The following is a 20,961-nucleotide window of genomic DNA, read 5'->3' on the forward strand; positions in this document are numbered from 1 at the left end:
TTTGCATACTGCAAACAGGTTGTTTGAACTTAACGAGGTTCTACAATTAATTTTATTGCTGTACGCTCTTCGCCATCAATCATAATATCTGTAAACGCTGGGATACAAATCAGGTCCAAACCACTAGGCGCTACAAATCCTCTTGCGATTGCTACTGCCTTTACAGCTTGGTTCAATGCACCTGCACCAATAGCTTGAATTTCTGCTGTTCCGCGTTCGCGAATAACACCTGCAAGTGCACCAGCTACAGAATTAGGGACCGACGTTGCTTTAACTTTTAATATTTCCATTCCGCGTTTCCTCCTCGTTTCTTTAAAAAGTATTAGCAATTATTTCACTTTAACTTATATTCACGAGGAATGGCGCGTATTCCTGCTAAATTTACGTAATTTTTCTAAAAAATTAAAATATAATAACTTATCTAAAATTTAACGAAAATTTACTCAAAAAATGGTTGATCGTCATTAATTAAAATACGTTCAATTTTCTTTGCTTTTCCTGTATTTGGATCCACATCAATTAACACTGCACTTAATTGCGTTCTACCATTTGTTACTTCAAATCGTACTGGTAAGTTTGTTAAAAACTTCTTCAATACTGCTTCTCTGTCCATACCTAATATTCCGTCATACGGCCCTGTCATCCCAACATCTGTAATGTATGCCGTTCCGCTTGGTAAAATACGGTTATCCGCTGTAGGGACATGCGTATGCGTACCTACTACTGCTGTAGCACGTCCATCTACATACCAACCTAGCGCTTGTTTTTCACTTGTAGTCTCCGCATGGAAATCAACAAATATAATATTCGTACGCTTTTTCGCAATATTAATTAATTCATCCACTTTACGGAATGGACAATCAATTGGAGGAAGGAAAGTACGTCCTTGTAAGTTAATAACTGCAACTTCTGTTCCATTACAGTTCACAAATATAAGTCCTTTTCCTGGAGTTCCTTCTGGGAAGTTTGCTGGTCTTGCAAGATATTTTGCATCATCGATGAATTCAAATACTTCACGATTATCCCAAGCGTGGTTTCCAAGTGTAACTGCCTGCGCCCCACACTCTAAAAAGTTTCGATATATTTTTTCTGTAATCCCACGGCCACCTGCTGCGTTTTCTCCATTAATGATTGTTACTGTAGGTGTATATTTTTTCTTTAATGCCGGTACGTATTGTTGAATCATACCTCTACCAGGAGATCCTACTACATCCCCAACAAATAATATTCTCATATGTCTTACCCTTTCTATGTACTGCATTTTTTATTGCTATAGCATCAAGTAAATTCCTTATAATATCTTTATTATAAGTTTGTTTCACTTTTATGCTATATAACTAACTGTCTTTATTTTATCCAATTCCAACACAAAAAAATAAAGTGGTGTTTCACCACTTTATTTTGCGTATTCCACTGCACGCGTTTCACGAATAACAGTTACTTTAATATGTCCTGGGTAATCCAGTTCATTTTCAATACGTTTTCGGATATCACGAGCTAAACGATGAGCTTCTAAGTCATCGATTGTATCTGGTTTTACCAAAATACGAACTTCACGTCCTGCTTGAATTGCAAATGATTTTTCAACGCCTTCATAAGACTCTGAAATCTCTTCTAACTTTTCAAGACGACGAATATAGTTTTCAAGTGTTTCACTACGAGCTCCCGGTCTTGCAGCTGATAAAGCATCTGCTGCTGCAACTAAAACTGCAATGATAGAAGTTGGTTCTGTGTCACCATGGTGAGATGCGATACTGTTTATAACTACAGGATGCTCTTTGTATTTCGTTGCGAGTTCAACACCAATTTCAACGTGGCTACCTTCTACTTCATGGTCTATCGCTTTTCCGATATCATGTAATAGACCAGCACGTCTTGCTAGTTTTTCATCCTCGCCAAGCTCTGCCGCCATAAGTCCAGTTAAATATGCAACTTCCATAGAGTGTTTTAAGACGTTTTGCCCATAACTTGTACGGTATTTTAAACGGCCTAAAATTTTAATTAAATCTGGATGTAATCCGTGAACACCCACTTCAAACGTTGTTTGCTCTCCGACTTCGCGAATATACTCGTCCACTTCACGTCTTGATTTTTCGACCATCTCTTCAATACGCGCTGGGTGAATACGTCCGTCCTGTACTAGTTTATCAAGAGCGATACGAGCTGTTTCACGACGAATTGGGTCGAATCCAGAAAGGATTACCGCCTCTGGTGTATCATCGATAATTAAGTCAATACCCGTTAACGTTTCTAACGTACGAATATTACGACCTTCACGCCCGATAATACGTCCCTTCATTTCGTCATTTGGAAGATTTACAACCGAAACGGTTGTTTCAGCAACATGATCAGCTGCACATCTTTGCATTGCAAGAGATAAAATCTCTTTTGCTTTCTTATCCGCTTCTTCTTTCGCGCGAACTTCACTTTCTTTTACCATAACAGCGATTTCATGAGAAACTTCATTTTCTACTTTACCAAGAATAATTGCTTTCGCTTGTTCGCGTGTCAGATTGGAAATGCGCTCTAATTCCGTTTGTTGCTTTTGAACTAACTCTCCCACTTTGCTTTCCAACTCTTCAATCTGTTGTTGTCTCGCTACAAGAGAATCCTCTTTCTTCTCTAACTGCTGCTCGCGTTTATCGAGCGTTTCGTCTTTACGATCAAGGTTCTCTTCTTTTTGCATTAAACGATTTTCTTGTTTTTGTAATTCGCTTCTACGGTCACGAATTTCTAATTCAGCTTCTGTACGAAGTGTATGAATTTCATCCTTTGCTTCTAAAAGCGCTTCTTTCTTAAGTGCTTCAGCCTCACGATTCGCTTCGTCTAGAATACGTTTCGCTTCATTAGCCGCACCATTAATCTTCGCTTCAGCAATAGACTTTCGAACAAAAAAGCCAACAACTGCACCGACTGTTGTTGCAAGCAAAATGGAGATGAGTATCCAAACTGTACTACTCATGATTTCACCTCCCCTTGCTATGAATGAAAAAAGACTGTCGGCATGTACATTAAATTACAACATACAGCAAAGACCGTCGTCCCGCTTTTTTAAGGGACTTTCTTCATTTCACAATTAAAATGTCATATTATTATTTCGGTAAGATTTAAACCTTACTCCGAATATTACTTCTCTTCTTGAGAAGAGTATATCGTATATAAGAAAAAATATACATTCTCATTGTATCTATCGTAATTTTCATTGTCAAGCGTTGTCTACTTTTACTTTCTTTACCTTCAGCCTTGAATGTGATGTAAATTTAAAAAGTAAGGAGCCTACTATACTGGAAAACCTTAGTAATTCCCATTTCTTTTCCTTAAAATATTTAAATATCCCTCTTTACACAACCCATTTGAAGTAAAAAAATATTTTTATCAATAGTATTATGCTCCTTAATAGTAGATAAAAAAATAAAAGACACGAGGCCGTGTCTTTTATTTTTTAATCAAGAAGAGTTGAATCTTCTGCGCCCTCAGCACCAGAATCTTCACTAATTCCGTGATGCTCACGAATAAAGAAGGCAATTTCTTCTCTTAAATCTGTATTTTCTTTTAAGAACTGCTTCGAATTTTCACGACCTTGTCCTAGGCGTTCTTCATTATAAGAATACCAAGCACCGCTCTTTTGAACGATATCAAGCTCAGAAGCCATATCCAAGATTTCACCTTCTCTTGAAATACCTTCTCCGTACATAATATCAACTTCCGCAACACGGAATGGTGGTGCTACTTTATTTTTCACTACTTTTACTTTTGTTTTATTACCAACGATGTCGTTACCTTGCTTTAATTGCTCCGCACGACGCACTTCAAGACGTACAGTTGAATAGAATTTCAACGCACGACCACCTGGAGTTGTTTCTGGGTTTCCGAACATAACCCCAACTTTTTCACGAATTTGGTTAATAAAGATTGCAATTGTTTTTGATTTGTTGATTGCTCCTGAAAGCTTACGCAGTGCTTGTGACATTAAACGTGCTTGTAAGCCTACATGTGAGTCACCCATGTCGCCTTCAATCTCTGCTTTCGGTACAAGAGCTGCTACAGAGTCAATTACGATAATGTCAACCGCACCACTTCGTACAAGTGCTTCCGCGATTTCTAATCCTTGCTCCCCTGTATCAGGCTGTGATAATAGTAATTCATCTATGTTAACGCCTAATTTTTGTGCATATACAGGATCCATTGCGTGCTCCGCATCGATGAATGCTGCTTGTCCACCTTGACGTTGTACTTCTGCAATTGCATGTAATGAAACTGTCGTTTTACCTGAACTTTCAGGTCCGTAAATTTCGATAATACGGCCACGTGGATATCCGCCTACTCCTAGTGCCACATCAAGTGCTAAAGAACCACTAGAAACCGTAGAAACTCTACGCTCTGCTTGTTCTCCTAATTTCATAATTGAACCTTTACCGAATTGCTTCTCTATTTGTTTTAACGCCATATCTAACGCTGCTTGACGATCACTCATTCAAAATTCCTCCTTAACTGAATTGCTAATCTTATTATACCTATTTTCAATTCAATTTGCCAACAAAATCGAACATTTATTCGATTTTTTTATTTTCTATCAAATAATATCTAAATTTAAACGTAAAAAAAGCTAGAAGAAACTTATATCTCTTCTAGCTTTTTATATAAATGATAAAATCCATATTTTGCTGTTCGTTCTCTAATTTGTTGACGACTTCCGCTTAAATTAAGAGGAAAGACTACAGTTGGTTCATCCTTAATCGAAAGCCCAACAAATACTGTTCCTGGTTCTTTCTGTTCTGAAGCATCTGGCCCTGCTACCCCAGTGAAACTAATTCCGATATCCGCTTTTAATACATCCTTAACATTTTCAGCAAGATAACGAGCACATTCTTTACTAACTGCACCATCAGTATGCAATACTTCTTCAGGCACACGTAAAACATGTTGCTTCACATCATTATGATAACAAATGACACCGCCTTTAAATACAGAAGAAACACCAGCGTTTTCAGTTACTTGATTTCCAAAAAAACCACCTGTTAAACTTTCTGCACACGCTAAAGTTAACCCTTTTCTCTTCAATAACTCGATTGCCTTATAATGCAAAAATTCTTGGTCATATCCGTAGAAAAATTCTCCTACTCTTTCTAAAATCAAATCTTCCACATGTTGAATTAGTTTCTCCGCTTCGCTAACATTTTGATGCTTAGCGGTTAAACGTAATGTCACTTCTCCATCATTTGCTAACGGGGCAATTGTTGGGTTTGTTTGTCCATCAATTAAATCTTGAACTTTCACCTCTAATTGGGACTCCCCAATACCAAAGAAACGAAGCACACGAGAATAAATGTTTTCTCCTGTTGTAAAATTACGTAAAAAAGGCTCTACGTAACTTACATACATTGGTTTCATTTCTTTTGGCGGCCCTGGTAATAAAATATAAACTTTTCCGTTCTTATTTACCCCCATACCTGGCGCCATACCGTGGTCATTTGCAAATACTGTTGCTCCATTTAAAACGAGCGCTTGCTTTTTATTATTCTCCGTAAATTCACGGCCTGTACGCTTAAAGTAATTACTTATTAAGGCTAATGCCTTTTCATCATACACAAGCTCTTCATCTAAACTAGTAGCTATCGTTTCTTTCGTTAAATCATCTTTTGTCGGTCCTAATCCACCTGTAAAAATAAGTATATCAGCACGTTCTTCCGCAGCTTCAATCGCCTTTTGCAGTCGCTTATTATTATCACCAACAACAGTATGATAGTACACGTTAATTCCGATTGAAGCTAACTTTTCAGATAAAAACTGGGCGTTTGTATTTGCAATTTGTCCAAGTAATAATTCAGTTCCAACCGCAATAATCTCAGCATTCATCCCAATTCCCCCATAAACTTCTATTTTGAGTTTACAAAAGCAGCTCTATTTTTCCAGAAATAATCCCATCCTGAAATAACAGTAAAGATTAATGCAATCCATATGAAGATATCCGCAACTGGAATATGGATTAAATTTAAAGGTACATCGTGTAATAAATATGCTGCAATCGCAATAATTTGTGTCCATGTCTTAATTTTCCCTAGCTGGTTTGCCGCAACTACTTCCCCTGTTCCAGCAAGTACAAGACGTAAACCAGTTACTGCAAACTCACGACTGATAATTACAATAACAATCCAAGCCGGTACATATTGCATCTCTACCAATGTAATAAGTGCTGCCGAAACAAGTAATTTATCAGCTAACGGGTCAAGAAACTTCCCTAAATTCGTTACAAGATTATACTTTCTTGCATAATGTCCATCAATCCAATCTGTAGCTGAAGCAATGATAAAGATAAGCGCCCCCACTAAATGTTGAATTGGCAAATTAACATCACCAATTTTATATGAACCCCAATCAAAGGGTGCTAACATAATTACCATAAAAATTGGAATTAAGAAGATTCTAGATATTGTAATTTTATTTGGTAAATTCACAGCTATTCCTCCATCATATCAAAAACATTTGTTCATCGAAAAAAAGTCATCGAAGCGATGACTGTTATTGTGCAGGTTGCTCTATCCCTTGGTTTTTTATCACCAATCTTTGGTGAAGTTCTTTTTCTGGATCCAATGGATAAGCGACCACTTGGCCATTCAGTTTAACTTCAACATTCGTTGCATTTCCAATATTAAGTCGCACTTCTTTTAATGTTGATACATCACGTTTTTCTATTTGGCCCTCTTGTACTGTAGCGTTTAGAATCACATTCCCAGCATCATCTTTAACATCTACATAACTCGCACCTTTACCCGATAATTCCAGTTCTAATGTTTTATTATTATGAATTTCCAAAGTAGATACCTTTCCAGTTGTTCCAACTACTTTCACTTCTTGCTGTCCAGTTGGTTGTGCTGGTTGCTCCTCTTTCTTTGGTTCTTCTTTTTGGTTCTTCTTTTTTTGGTTCCTCTTTTTTTGGCTCTTCCGCTTTCGCTTCATCTTTCTTCGTATCTAACGGAGAATCTTTCGCTTTTTGAACTTCAATTTTCTCACTTTGAGCGCTTGGAACTTTTTCATCATCTTTTCCAGTTAACGCTTGAAACACAAACCAGATTACCACTCCAACTGCGATTACTAACAGCGCAACTAAGATTTTCGGCATGTGATCTGCAATTGGCCATGATGAAGATTTTTGCATTGTTTCTTGTGTTTTTTGTCCCGTTGATACTTGTGGAACTTCACGCCTTTCAGATTGTGGTATCGTACTCTGATGTTCTACAAGCAGTTCCTCTCCATTTAATCCAACCGCATCTGCGTATTGTTTAATGAATGCACGCGCATAAAAAGCTCCTGGCAATACATCATAATTGCCTTCTTCAATTGCCACTAAATGGCGTTTTTGAATTTTTGTAATCTCATGCAGCTGATCAATAGACAAGCCTTTCGCTTCTCTTGCTTCTTTCAGCTTTTGTCCCAATTCCGTCACTACTAACACCTCAATATTTCTTTAAAAGTCAAACATAGAGAAATTATTTTGCGTACCTTGCTCAATTTCATCTACTAAATTATATTGAATTTCTTCATCATAATCGTTACGCAACTCGATAATATAATCAAAATCATCCAATGTGTATTCTGACTGACTCACAAATACATCAGGATGTTCTACAACTTTCGTTGCAGGCAATCTCATAATTTCACGAACGAGCTGCCAATGTCTTTCGTTAGCACGCTTCGTTGACACAATTCCATCTAGGATGAAAATATTGTCATCGCTATACTCATCTTCAATTAATTGACTACGAACAGTTTGCTTAATAAGAGTAGATGATACAAATAACCACCTTTTATTTGCACAAACACTTGCAGCAACAATGGATTCTGTTTTTCCGACACGAGGCATTCCTCGTATACCAATTAGTTTATGACCTTCTTTTTTCATTATTTCAGCCATAAAGTCTACAAGTAACCCTAATTCATCACGCACAAACCGAAATGTCTTCTTATCATCTGCATCTCGTTGTATGTACCTACCATGTCTAACCGCTAGCTTATCTCTTAGCTTTGGCGGACGATATTTCGTTACCGTTATGTTATCCATCGTATTTAAAATTGATTCAAGTCTAGAGATTTGCTCTTGATTATCACACATAAGGAGTAATCCACGTCGTGCATTATCTACACCATTAATTGTGACAATATTAATGCCAAGCATACCGATTAACGAAGAAACGTCACCAAGCAAGCCAGGTCGGTTTTTATGTATTTCATATTCAAAATACCATTCAATCATCCAAGATCACTCCCCTTGCTTACTTTACACCTACGTACTATATTATATGATTTCACCTTAATAGGGAAGCTAAATGTATAATCTATCCCTTTCAATTATTATGCAAAAAAAATAGAGAGGAGATTCTCCTCTCTATTTTTTACTTATGTTGTACAAACTTTACCATTAAGTTTGCGATTGTATGTTGCTCTTGTTCGTCAGCAACTTTCCAAAGTTCAGCTAATAATTTCTCTTGATCGTTGCGTGCTTCTACTTCATTTGCTAAATAATCACCAACACGAAATGCCATATCTGATACAGCACCACCATCAAGACCTTTTCCTTGCGCTTGTTCTAAACGTTCTCCTAAAAAGCTCTTCCATTGATCAAAATTATCTAAAACTGACATGTGTAAGCACCTCACTACTTAGTAATAGAATCATGCTTAATTTGTACAGTTTTTCATTTTTTATGTAAGAAATTTTTAGCAATGCCACCCGCCATTTACTCCGATAATTTGTCCTGTTATATAAGATGCACCTGATGATACGAGAAATGACACAGTTTTTGCTACTTCTTCTGGTAATCCTAATCGTCCTAACGGAATCTCTTCCGCAATTTCATTCTTATCCTCTTCTGAAAATACATTTAACATTTCCGTTTCAATTGCACCTGGCGCCACCGCGTTCACTCTTATTCCACTTAATGAAACTTCTTTTGCTAAAGCTTTCACATATGAATTTTGCGCACCTTTTACCATCGAGTAAAGCACTTCACATGACGCTCCAATTTGTCCCCATATAGACGAAACAAGTACAATATTACCGCCTCTCCGTTGAATCATAGATGGCAATGCCATCGATAATAATTTATAGATACTCTTCACTTGAAGTTCTACCATATCATTCAATTCATCGTTCGTTACATCTGTTACGAGTCCAAAAATACTCTTCCCAGCTGCATATACGATAACATCAAGAGGATGTTCAATTTGTTTCCACAATTGCTCTGCCCCATCAGTAGAAACTAAATTCGCTTGAACAGGAATTACTTCACCCCATTCTTTCTGCAACTCATTCACTTTCTCTTCACTGTTATTATAATGAACATATACTGTATATCCATCTTGAATTAATTGTTTCGAAATAGCAGAGCCAATCCCTCCGCTTCCTCCAGTTACTAATGCATACTTTTTCATACAATTCCTCTCTTATCTCAAAAAAATCTTTTCCCTACAAATAAATAATACCCTCATCTTACAATTTATCAATGATAAGATGAGGGTATTGTTATGAAACCTTTTATTTTTTAGGTAAAACTTGGCAAACACTCATTTTCTCTTCTGATAATAGTAATTGAGCTACTTCTTGTAAATCTTGAACCGTTAGACTTTCTAATACAGTCAATGCATCAAACAGACTCGATTCATTAAACGCATATCGTGTAAATTGATTTGCAATATATTCCGGTGAATTCAAGGAACGTAAAAAGCCACCTATTTTCTTTTTCTTCACTCGTTCTAATGCCGCCTCATCTAATTGATCATAATTTGTGTTTAATAAAATACCTTTCAAACGCTCTTCCAGCTCATCAGGTTGCTTCGTATCGCCACCAACCATTGCAAAACCGAAGTTATTCTCTTCTGTATAATCATACGAGAACGAATCATCAATGAGCCCTTCGTTATATAAAGATTCGTAATGAACGGAGCTTTTCCCAAATAAATAATCTAAAAGTAACGTAAGCGCAATTTCTTGTTTTAAAAGAGCTTCCCCTTTTTCTTTTAAGTTTGTCGCTTTAATACCAACTAAACATTTCGGAGTTTGTACAGGCATTGAAATAATTTTCTTCTTTTCATTTACCTCATCTGGTTCTTCTTCGAATGAACGTACTATTTCTGGTTGGTTTTTATAATCTTTCTTCGCTTGATTTTCACGTATCAAATCCATCGTTTTTTCTGGATCAATTGCACCTACAACAAACATTAGCATATTGCTTGGATGATAAAACGTTTCATAACATTCATATAGTAGGTCTTTCGTAATTTTACTAATAGACTCAATCGTCCCTGCAATATCAATTTTAATCGGGTGCTTTACAAACAAGCTATCAATTAATCCAAAATATAAGCGCCAATCTGGATTATCTTGATACATTTGAATTTCTTGCCCAATAATACCCTTCTCTTTTTCAACGGTTTTTTCAGAGAAGTAAGGCTCTTGTACAAAGTTTAACAATGTATTTAAATTTTGTTCTACATTTGATGTACATGAAAAAAGGTAAGCTGTTCTTGTGAAAGATGTGAAAGCATTTGCCGATGCCCCTTGTTTACTAAACAATTGGAAAGCATCGTGATCTTCTTTTTCAAATAATTTATGCTCAAGAAAATGTGCAATTCCATCAGGCACACGAATCATTTCTTCTTTCCCTAATGGTATAAATGTATTATCTACAGAACCATATTTCGTCGTAAACGTCGCAAATGTTTTATTAAATCCTTGTTTCGGTAAAACATATACATCTAATCCATTAGGAAGTTTTTCATAATAGAGTGTTTCTTTTAATTGTTCATAAACAATTTTCTCCATTTACTCTCCCTCCGTTCCTTGTAAAAAGTAAATTGTATCTAGTTCAATATTTTTAGCAACTTTTACAATTTCTTGTTTTGTCACACTTTCTATACCGGTAAGCCATTCTTCAACTGGACGTGTACGATCTGAAATAATACCATGATATAGCATTTCTACAAAACCACGTGGTGTATCAATTGCCTCTAATATTTGATTTTGGATGACACTTTTTGTTTGATGTATTTCTTCTTCAGAAAACTCTCCGTTTTGCATCGCAAGCATTTGTTCTTTAATAATCTCAACTGCTTTTTCATAATTTTTCGCTTCGATTCCTGACATAACAAATAATAAACCTTTATGACTTTCAAAGCGCGATGCTGCATAGTACGCTAAACTATTTTTTTCACGCACATTTACGAATAACTTCGAATGAGAAAAGCCACCAAACAATCCATTGAACAATTGCAATGCAAAATAATCTTCATCTTTATATGTGACAAATGTACGATAACCGATGTGTAATTTACTTTGTTTTAATTCTTGTTTTTCAACAACTTCTTTTTCTTCATTATTTCGTCTATGAAGGAGTACATTTCTTTCTCTCACTGGACGAGCTGAAATAGAAAAATACTTACTTACAAGATCAACGGCGTTTTCTGAAATATCACCAATAATATATAAATCCATTTCATCTTCCGCTAGCACCTTTTGATAATATTGATACAGACTTTCATTTGTAATAGACGTAACACTCTCTTTTTTTCCATTTGCACTTAAACGATACGGTTCTACTTTGCACATTTCTTCAATTAAACGCTCGTTTGCATAACGCATTTTATCATCATAAGTAGCTTCAATTCTCTGTAACAGTGCTCTTTTTTCACTTTCTACGATAGAAGATAGGAAACCGTTCTCCTCCGTTGCTGGATGTAACACAATATCTGACAACATAGAAAGCGCTTTTTCAAATAACGGTGGTGCATCATGTAAATAAACTTCATTTGCAATGTCTACATAAATGGAGATAATATGGTCTTCCCCTTTTTTACTTACATCTACCGCTAAAGAAGATCCGTATAATTCTTCTAAATATTGACGAAGACGAATTACAGAAGGTAATTTTTCTGTCGCACTTTGCAATACGTATGGCAATAGGGCACGCTCTGTCACCGTCTCCTCATTTAAAGGCGCTTTAAAACGAAATACAAAGGTATTCGTTTTATATTTATCAGTCGGAATAATATGTACGCGCAAACCACCTAACTCATGTAGTTGTTGTTCCATTAGTTTCATTTATAGCCCTCCTTTACGTATATAGGAATATTCCTCTTCAATATACAGTTTTTAGAAATGAAAAATCAACTTTTCTTCCTCACTATACTTACATAAGGCCCTTTCTAAAAACTGTAATATGTAAGGAACATAGTAAAATTCCGTATTAAATATAGTCTATGTAAAAAAGCCCGCACTAATGTGCGAGCTTTTTATACTTATCGTTTTCCTTTTTCATAAGGAGTTCCTAATGCTTTCGGAGCTTCAGAACGACCTACAAAACCAACGAGTGCTAATATTGTGAATACATACGGTAATATTGTTAATAAAACACTCGGAATTTGATCTAATACAGGAATTGTTCCACCTGTTACACTTAATGATTGTGCAAAACCAAAGAATAACGCTGCACCTAATGCACCTAGTGGATTCCACTTTCCAAAAATCATAGCAGCTAATGCTAAGAAACCTTGTCCTGTAATAGTTGCCCCTGAGAAGTTATTAGAAATTGACATCGCAAAAATTGCTCCACCAATTCCAGCAAACACCCCTGATATACAAACGCCAATATAGCGCATTTTATATACGTTAATCCCCATCGTATCCGCTGCCATTGGATGCTCACCAACCGCACGAAGACGAAGACCGAACGGTGTTTTATAAATAACATACCAAACAACGAATGCTAAAATAATGGCAATATACGACGTTATTGGTACGTTAGAGAAGAATATTTTCCCTAAAACCGGAATATCTGAAAGGCCTGGAATATCAATCTTTTCAATACGGTACTGAATAAAGTCAGTCTGTCCTTTATCAAAAATCTTCTTAATTGCAAATACCGTTAATCCAAGAGATAAGAAGTTAATTGCTACACCACTTACAACTTGATCTGCTCGGAATGTAATAGAAGCTACCGCATGAAGTAATGCAAACAAACCACTACCAATTGCCGCAAATAATAACGCAATCCACGGAGTCATCGTTCCCCAAGTATCACCCATCAATAAGTTTGTAACAACTCCAATAAATGCACCAAATAGCATTAGTCCTTCTAATCCGATATTTACAACACCCGATCGTTCGCTAAATACACCACCTAGTGCTGTGAAAATGATAGGTGCCGATGTATATAACGTACCCGTCACAAGAATGGCTAATATATCTAAAAAGCTCATTTATTTCCCCTCCTTGCTCATGCGTGTAAGCGCCCATCTTAACACATAACTACATGCAACAAAGAAGATGATACATGCAATAATTACATTAATAAGCTCTGACGGTACATCTGCCTCAAAGTTCATTTGAGGGGAAGCACTTTTCAAACCACCAAATAATAAAGCTGAAAGGATTATACCAAACGGATTATTCCCTCCAAGTAATGCTACGGCAATCCCATCAAACCCTACTCCTGTAAACGAAGACATCGCTGTCATACTCTGGAATGTCCCTAATCCTTCCATCGCTCCACCAATCCCCGCAAATGCACCAGCAATTGTCATGGAGAATACTACATTACGAGAAACTTTCATACCTGCATATTGAGAGGCATGCTGATTAAATCCTACCGACTTTAATTCGTAACCTAAAGTTGTTCGATCTAATAAGAACCACATTAAAATAGCGATTAAAATTGCTACAATAATTCCCCAGTGTAGACGTGAACCATCAGTAATAGAAGCAAGCCAGTCTGAAGATAGTGACGCACTCTCTTTAATGTCATACGTTTTATCATTACCCTCGTGTAAGAAACGCTTAATAATGTCATATGTTACGTATAAAGCAATATAGTTCATCATAATTGTTACAATAACTTCATTAACTTGAAATTTCCCCTTTAAATATCCAGGGATGAAACCCCAAATTCCACCTACTAATGCTGCAAATAAAATTGATAACGGCATGTGAAGAACAGCTGGTAGCGAAACTGCATAACCGAACCAAACTGCTGCAAGCCAACCAACCAACAATTGACCCTCTACCCCGATATTAAATAAGCCTGTACGAAATGCAAACGCCACCGATAAGCCAGCAAGAATAAGCGGTATCATTGTACGGAGAGTTTCACCAATCGCACTTGCGCTGCCGAACATTCCTGTCCAAAGTGCACTATAACCAACAATTGGATCATAGCCACTAACTAGCATTACAATCGCTCCTACAAGTAAGCCGAAAATAACGGATAGTACTGGGACTAAAATATTTATCGTTCGTTCTGTTAAAAGCTTTTTAGCCATTTGTACCCACCTGCTCCTTCTTTGTTCCTCCAGCCATTAACAATCCAAGCTGTTGTTCATTCGTTTCTTTCGCATCAACTATTGCTACAATTTCCCCTTCATAAATAACAGCAATTCGATCGCTAACATTTAAGATTTCATCTAACTCTAATGATAAAAGTAATACACCTTTTCCTTTATCCCTTTGCTCTATTAATCTCTTATGAATAAATTCAATTGCTCCTACATCTAAACCACGTGTTGGCTGTGCCGCAATTAATAAATCTGGATCTCGGTCTACTTCACGTGCAATAATTGCTTTTTGTTGATTCCCCCCAGATAGAGCGCGTGCTAACGTTTGCTCACTAGGTGTACGTACATCAAACTGTTCAATAAGAGCCTTTGCTTTTTCTGTAATTTTGCTGAAATTTAAAATCCCTTTCTTTGAAAATGGATTTTTATAGTACGTTTGAAGAACTATATTATCTCTAACAGAAAAATCAAGTACGAGTCCGTGTTTATGACGATCTTCTGGAATATGACCAATTCCTTCTTCTGTTATTCTTCTAACAGGCCAATTTGTTATTTCTTTTCCTTTAATTGCAATAGAACCTGACTCAACTTTTCGTAAACCAGTAATTGCTTCTATTAATTCACTTTGTCCGTTTCCATCAATCCCTGCAATCCCAACAATTTCCCCCGCACGAACAGTTAAGTCAAGGCCTTTTACAGCAGGTAGTTGACGTGCATCGTGAACAACAAGGTTTGCAATTGAAAGTACCTCTTCTTTTGGCTTCGCGTCTATTTTTTCTGTTTTAAAATTCACTTGACGTCCGACCATTAATTCTGCAAGTTTATTTTCATCCGTATTTGCAACGTCAACCGTTCCAATCCCTTTTCCTTTACGAATAATCGTACAACGATCGCAAACTTCCATAATTTCTTTCAACTTATGTGTAATAAGAACAATAGATTTCCCTTCTTGTACAAGCTTTTTCATAATTTGAATTAGCTCATGAATTTCTTGTGGTGTTAACACGGCTGTCGGTTCATCAAATATTAAAATTTCTGCACCGCGGTAAAGAGTTTTCAAAATCTCAACACGCTGTTGCATACCCACTGAAATATCCTGTATTTTCGCATATGGATTTACAGCTAAACCGTATTGTTCAGACAATTTTTGAATTTCTTTAGCAGCTTCCTCAACAGCAATTTTCCCTTTTTTCTTCGGTTCATTTCCGAGAATAATATTCTCTGTAACTGTAAAATTATGAACAAGCATAAAGTGTTGATGGACCATTCCAATACCAAGGTCATTTGCTATATTCGGATTTGTGATTTTTACAGGTTTACCTTTAATTTTAATTTCACCCTGCTCTGGTTGGTACAAACCAAATAGTACATTCATCAATGTGGATTTCCCTGCACCATTTTCTCCAAGTAAAGCATGTATTTCTCCTTGCTTTACTTGCAGCGTAATATCATCATTCGCTACAATGCCTGGGAATACTTTCGTAATGTTATTCATCTCAATTACGTATTCCATTTCGTTCCTCCTTTTAACAGGGAACATTCCCTATTACACTATTAACTTATTAAGCGATTTGGAATTTTTATACATACAAAGGTTAGTTCTATGAACTAACCTTTGCTATTTCTCTATTTATTTTTTTAGAGAAGCTTCATATTCTTTATACTCTTTATCTGTAGCCGGTACTTTAATTTCACCATCTGTAATTTTCTTTTCAAACTCTTCTACTTTTGTTAAAATTTCAGGGTTAACCTTTTTCACGTTATCAGTTGTTTTTGAAATACCAATACCGTCATCTTTTAAACCAAACGCTTCAATTTTTCCACCTTTTAATTTTCCATCTTTTGCTTCTTTAGCTACTTTTTCTACAGCTACATCCACACGTTTAATCATTGAAGTTAATGTTACATTTTCAGGCATACCTTCTTGATGTTGGTCACGGTCAACACCGATTACCCAAACATTTTCACCTTTTTTCTTACGGTTTTTCGCTTCAGTGAACACACCGTTACCTGTACCACCAGCAGCATGATAAATTACATCTACACCTTGACCATACATTGCTGATGCAAGAACTGTACCTTTTTCAGGTTTATCAAATGCTTCCGCATATTCAGATACGATTTCAATGTTTGGATTTACTGCCTTTGCACCAGCTTTAAATCCATTTTCGAATTTACTAATTAAATCACTTTTCATTCCACCAACAAATCCTACTTTATTCGATTTTGTTGACATAGCTGCTACCGCACCTACAAGGAATGATCCTTCATGATCTTTAAATGTAATACTTGTTACGTTCGGTGCATCTACAACAGTATCAACGATTGCGAATTGTTGTTTTGGAGATTCTTTTGCAACTTCTTTAATTGCACCTTCTAATTTATAACCGATTCCGAAAGATAAATCATACTTATCTTTTGAAAATTTCTTTAAGTTTGGAATATAATCTGCTTCTTTTTCAGACTGTAGGTAACGATAATTTGTCTTTTCCTTTAATCCATTATCTTTACCAAACTTTTTCAAACCTTCCCAAGAAGATTGGTTGAATGATTTATCATCAACGCCCCCAACATCCGTTACCATACCAACTTTGAAGTCTTTATCTTCTTTCTTATCACTGCTCGCCTTATCCGAGTTACCACATGCACCTAACACCGTACTTGCTGCTAATGTTAATGATAATAAAAGACCTGTTTTTTTCTTCATACTAGAAACCCCTCCTGAAATGATTTGTCTATTTTTTATACGCTGCTGTTCCTTACTTCTTGCTGTCACCTCCCTAAAAAGGAATTTACCTACATACGCTTTCTTAATACGTGGAAGCTAAATTTATCAGCTCTAAAGTAATTGATAGAATATAAGATTGGCTCATCATTTTGATCGTAGTGCATTTGTTTTAATACAAGCAGCGCTGTTTCAGGCTCACATTCTAAAATCGGTGAGATTTTAGGGTGATAGCCAATTGGCTCAATGTGAGCAACCGCATATGTTATGCGCTTATGCGTGTTATTATGTATCACCGTTAATAATGATTCCTCATTGTAACCCGATAAATCTGGCAATATTTCTTTTGCAAGTTTATCGATACAATACACAACAGGTTCCCCATCTGCTGTACGCACGCGTTCAATCATCACTGCATTAAAACCATCTTCACTATTAAACTTCTCTTTTTCCTCTTCTGTTAAAGTTGTAGTAGATGATGATAAAAAGATTGTTCCTGGTGTTTTCCCCACACTAGAAATCATATCTGTAATACTAGAAAGTTGTTCTATTCCAGAAGAAAATAATGGCTTTGCATTTACAAATGTCCCTACACCATGTCTACGAATGACAACATTTTCTTCTTCTAAAATACGCAATGCTTCCCTTAAAGTCGCTCTACTTACGCCAAGTTCTTTCGCTAAATCAAACTCTGATGGTAACTTTTGTCGTTCTTTATAAGCCCCATCTTTAATTTTTTCTTTGATGTGATCAATCACCCGTAGATATAGGTGACGACTATCGGATTTTACTGACATAAGACTCCCCCGCATTTCAATTATTCGACCTCTGATGTAAGACTTCTTTTCTCTTTTTTCAACTTACAACATAGTACAAATGACTAAACACCAAAATAAGCATAATTGTCGAATAAATAATAATAATTTTTTAAAATAAAATTTTCACTCTTTATTGTATAAAAAAAACTTTGCACCATAAACATTCCTCATTTCGAGAAAAAGTTCGGCACAAAGATCCTTTACATCCTTTGTTACACACTTTTCCCCTCATAGTCTAGCAATTCATGGTTGCCAGGTAGAAACTTATGGACCTTATCTCCAAGATTATATGAGGCAGTGATTCTTTTCGAAGTAATCTTACCACTTGCTCTCATACGTGTCAACAAAATCTAACATTTTTCTGCATTAAATATCGAACATTTACACAAAACATACTCAAAGTATTCGTATTCTAAAGAGCACCTCTAAATGTAAGCCCTTTCTTTATTGCTGAGTATAGTATATAACAAAAACACTATATAAAAAAGCCTAATTGTAAAAACAATTAGGCTTTTTTTAAGAACTTTTTTCTTGTACATCATTAATGAGCACTTCTCTCGGTTTACTACCTTCATACGGACCTACTACACCATTCATTTCCATTGCATCAATTAGGCGAGCAGCTCGCGTATAACCTACTCTAAACCTACGTTGTAACATAGAAACAGATGCTGTTTGCATTTCCACTACAAGTTGAACCGCTTCATCATATAATTCATCTTCTACTTCCTGCTTCGTATCAGGAACATCTTGCGGAATCATATCTTCTTGATATTGTGCTTTTTGCTGTCCAATAACATATTCTACAACTCTCTCAACTTCATCATCTGATAAAAATGCGCCTTGTACACGTACAGGTTTCGATGCACCAATTGGTATAAACAGCATGTCTCCACGACCTAGTAGCTTCTCTGCACCACCACCGTCAAGAATTGTACGAGAATCTGTTTGAGAAGATACAGCGAATGCAATACGTGATGGAATATTTGCTTTAATAACACCCGTAATAACGTCAACTGACGGACGTTGCGTTGCAATAATTAAATGAATACCAGCAGCACGAGCCATTTGCGCTAGACGCATAATCGCATCCTCTACATCAGACGAAGCAACCATCATTAAATCTGCTAACTCGTCCACAATTACTACAATATAAGGTAATTCGGGTTGTTTCGCTTCTGATTGACTATTATGCTCTTTTATATAATCGTTGTATCCTTCAATGTTACGTGTACCACTATGAGCAAACAATTCATAACGACGTTCCATCTCACTCACAACTTTTTTCAATGCTTGCGATGCTTTTTTCGGATCAGTTACAACTGGCGTTAATAAATGAGGCACACCGTTATATACATTTAATTCTACCATTTTCGGGTCAATCATCATTAATTTTACTTCATGCGGTTTTGCACGCATTAAAATACTAACAATAATACCGTTAATACATACACTTTTCCCGCTACCTGTCGCACCAGCTACGAGTAAATGAGGCATTTTATTTAGACGGGCTAATACAGCTTCACCTGTAATATCTCGGCCAAGACCAATTAACAACTTCTCTTCCGGATGATTATTAGCCTTAGAATCAAGAACTTCCCTCAGCGTTACCATCGAAACCTCTGAGTTCGGAACTTCGATCCCTACAGCTGATTTCCCGGGAATTGGCGCTTCAATACGAATGTCCTTTGCAGCTAAAGCAAGGGCTAAATCATCACTTAAACTGACAATTTTGCTTACCTTTACCCCCATATCAGGATACACTTCATATTTTGTAACTGCCGGACCTCTATGTACTTTTGTTACTTTCGCTTTCACTCCGAAACTTTGGAATGTACGCTCTAATTTACGAGCATTCTCATAAATTTCCGCATTTTCATTTGTAACTTGCTTATTCTTTGGAAATTTTAATATATCAAGTGAAGGAAGCTTGTAATCTTTATTTTCTACATTTGAAAATTGCATAGGAGGTGCTTGCGCTTCACTCTCTAACGATTCAACAATTTTTTCTCCACGCTTTTTCTTTGGTTCTTCAATTGGCGGAGTCTCTTCAATAAACGTTGAAGTGATCAAATCTTCTTGCTCTACTTCGATTCGTTTATCCTCTTCTTCATTTACAGGATAATTCTCAGTGAAATTCGAAATAATCGGAGGATCAATTGAGATTTCTTCCATCGGCTCAATAATTTCTTCTTGTTCTGCAGCACGTTTGCTTCTTGTGCTTCTTGTTGTTTTTTTCTTTTCTGTTTGTTCAGCCGTTCTTTTAGCTCTCCAATCTTTATAATCCCCTTGCATCACTTGAAACTGACTTCTAAGAATTCTACCAACTGGAGCTAACACTTCTCCAATATGCTTATTTGTTATACAAAGTATACCGAGAATAACTAGAATAATACCAATGATATAAGCTCCTACTTCGTCAAATAAGAAGTAACATGTTGCGAACATAAGCGCACCAAACATACCACCACCTAAATGAACACTATCTGGCCCCTTTTTCATTTCAAGAAAGAAGTTATCTTTCGTACTCACAATAACAGAAGTATTTTGCACTGCTCCATCTTTTGTAAGAAGGTTAAATAATGTAATATGACTAAACATTAATATCGCCAATACAATTAAATAAAATCCAATTAATCGTTTATTTAAAAGGTTCGGCCATCCGCGTTTTATAACAAAGGAAACCGATAAAGCTATTACACCTAACACACCAATTATGTACCACTCACCAAAGAAGAAGCGAAAAAATAACACAAACGATTTCCCTACAACGCCTAGCTGTAAAATCGTAATGATTGAAAGTGCAAAAAGAGTTAAACCGACAATTTCATAATACAAAGTTGGCTTTATCGTACGTCTTGCCTTTGACTTCGTCCCTCTTTGCTTTTGTTTTGCCATTTCTTCACCTCGTGTTCTACATATAAGTAAAGCTCCCCTCAAAATGCTCTATTTATATGTCTGTTTTCTCTATTTTTCAGGTCTTTATATCTTCTATTTTTACACTTCTTGTAAAATGCTAAATAAACAGAAGAAAGCAGCCTACTCATGGCTGCTCAACCGTCTTGTTTTTTATATTATACCATAGCTTCTAAACAAA

The 20,961-nt window shown here is 36.2% G+C and carries 17 protein-coding genes, 1 pseudogene and 1 riboswitch; all 18 genes and pseudogenes read right to left on the bottom strand.

Annotation, left to right across the window (positions count from 1 at the left end; genetic code table 11):
• Positions 1 to 29 precede the first annotated feature (29 nt).
• A complete protein-coding gene (gene spoVS / locus AXW78_RS17885; protein WP_000404341.1) occupies positions 30 to 290 on the bottom strand; it encodes a stage V sporulation protein SpoVS in 261 nt (86 codons plus the stop codon).
• Positions 291 to 439: 149 nt separating this feature from the next.
• Complete coding sequence (locus tag AXW78_RS17890; RefSeq protein WP_001221095.1) at positions 440 to 1,234, bottom strand: TIGR00282 family metallophosphoesterase; 795 nt, start codon at positions 1,232 to 1,234, stop codon at positions 440 to 442.
• A gap of 162 nt (positions 1,235 to 1,396) precedes the next feature.
• The gene (gene rny / locus AXW78_RS17895) at positions 1,397 to 2,962 is read right to left on the bottom strand and encodes a ribonuclease Y (RefSeq protein WP_000099769.1); all 1,566 of its coding nucleotides are present in this window, start codon (positions 2,960 to 2,962) and stop codon (positions 1,397 to 1,399) included.
• 480 nt (positions 2,963 to 3,442) lie between these two features.
• A complete protein-coding gene (gene recA, locus AXW78_RS17900) occupies positions 3,443 to 4,474 on the bottom strand; it encodes a recombinase RecA (RefSeq protein ID WP_001283860.1) in 1,032 nt (343 codons plus the stop codon).
• Between the two features lie 143 nt (positions 4,475 to 4,617).
• Positions 4,618 to 5,856 (bottom strand): competence/damage-inducible protein CinA, encoded by a 1,239-nt coding sequence (gene cinA, locus AXW78_RS17905; protein WP_000990698.1) that lies wholly within the window; start codon positions 5,854 to 5,856, stop codon positions 4,618 to 4,620.
• Positions 5,857 to 5,876: 20 nt separating this feature from the next.
• Positions 5,877 to 6,455: a CDP-diacylglycerol--glycerol-3-phosphate 3-phosphatidyltransferase gene (gene pgsA, locus AXW78_RS17910; RefSeq protein WP_001052968.1), complete on the bottom strand. Its 579-nt coding sequence runs from the start codon at positions 6,453 to 6,455 to the stop codon at positions 5,877 to 5,879.
• Between the two features lie 64 nt (positions 6,456 to 6,519).
• Positions 6,520 to 7,444 (bottom strand): annotated as a pseudogene (locus AXW78_RS17915) (helix-turn-helix domain-containing protein).
• A 21-nt stretch (positions 7,445 to 7,465) separates the two neighbouring features.
• A complete protein-coding gene (locus AXW78_RS17920) occupies positions 7,466 to 8,251 on the bottom strand; it encodes a DUF3388 domain-containing protein (RefSeq protein WP_000574107.1) in 786 nt (261 codons plus the stop codon).
• Positions 8,252 to 8,390: 139 nt separating this feature from the next.
• A complete protein-coding gene (locus AXW78_RS17925) occupies positions 8,391 to 8,639 on the bottom strand; it encodes a DUF3243 domain-containing protein (RefSeq protein WP_000114454.1) in 249 nt (82 codons plus the stop codon).
• A 75-nt stretch (positions 8,640 to 8,714) separates the two neighbouring features.
• The gene (ymfI, locus tag AXW78_RS17930) at positions 8,715 to 9,428 is read right to left on the bottom strand and encodes an elongation factor P 5-aminopentanone reductase (protein ID WP_000759623.1); all 714 of its coding nucleotides are present in this window, start codon (positions 9,426 to 9,428) and stop codon (positions 8,715 to 8,717) included.
• Between the two features lie 103 nt (positions 9,429 to 9,531).
• Positions 9,532 to 10,818 carry an EF-P 5-aminopentanol modification-associated protein YfmH gene (gene yfmH, locus AXW78_RS17935; protein WP_000411968.1) on the bottom strand — a complete coding sequence of 429 codons (1,287 nt, stop codon included), beginning with the start codon at positions 10,816 to 10,818 and terminating at the stop codon, positions 9,532 to 9,534.
• Complete coding sequence (yfmF, locus tag AXW78_RS17940; protein ID WP_000772411.1) at positions 10,819 to 12,093, bottom strand: EF-P 5-aminopentanol modification-associated protein YfmF; 1,275 nt, start codon at positions 12,091 to 12,093, stop codon at positions 10,819 to 10,821.
• 197 nt (positions 12,094 to 12,290) lie between these two features.
• Positions 12,291 to 13,250: an ABC transporter permease gene (locus tag AXW78_RS17945; RefSeq protein ID WP_000008857.1), complete on the bottom strand. Its 960-nt coding sequence runs from the start codon at positions 13,248 to 13,250 to the stop codon at positions 12,291 to 12,293.
• The gene (locus AXW78_RS17950) at positions 13,251 to 14,309 is read right to left on the bottom strand and encodes an ABC transporter permease (protein WP_001085260.1); all 1,059 of its coding nucleotides are present in this window, start codon (positions 14,307 to 14,309) and stop codon (positions 13,251 to 13,253) included.
• Complete coding sequence (locus AXW78_RS17955) at positions 14,302 to 15,834, bottom strand: ABC transporter ATP-binding protein (protein ID WP_000456911.1); 1,533 nt, start codon at positions 15,832 to 15,834, stop codon at positions 14,302 to 14,304. The genes AXW78_RS17950 and AXW78_RS17955 overlap by 8 nt, the downstream gene beginning before the upstream one ends.
• Before the next feature lie 117 nt (positions 15,835 to 15,951).
• Complete coding sequence (locus tag AXW78_RS17960) at positions 15,952 to 17,028, bottom strand: BMP family lipoprotein (RefSeq protein ID WP_000730604.1); 1,077 nt, start codon at positions 17,026 to 17,028, stop codon at positions 15,952 to 15,954.
• Positions 17,029 to 17,117: 89 nt separating this feature from the next.
• Positions 17,118 to 17,843, bottom strand: coding sequence for a GntR family transcriptional regulator (locus AXW78_RS17965; RefSeq protein WP_000114182.1), 726 nt, complete (start codon positions 17,841 to 17,843; stop codon positions 17,118 to 17,120).
• Between the two features lie 232 nt (positions 17,844 to 18,075).
• A riboswitch (purine riboswitch) is annotated at positions 18,076 to 18,177 on the bottom strand.
• Positions 18,178 to 18,380: 203 nt separating this feature from the next.
• The gene (locus AXW78_RS17970; protein ID WP_001118802.1) at positions 18,381 to 20,762 is read right to left on the bottom strand and encodes a DNA translocase FtsK; all 2,382 of its coding nucleotides are present in this window, start codon (positions 20,760 to 20,762) and stop codon (positions 18,381 to 18,383) included.
• Positions 20,763 to 20,961 lie beyond the last annotated feature (199 nt).

The organism is Bacillus thuringiensis (assembly GCF_001595725.1).
Classification (GTDB): domain Bacteria; phylum Bacillota; class Bacilli; order Bacillales; family Bacillaceae_G; genus Bacillus_A; species Bacillus_A thuringiensis_K.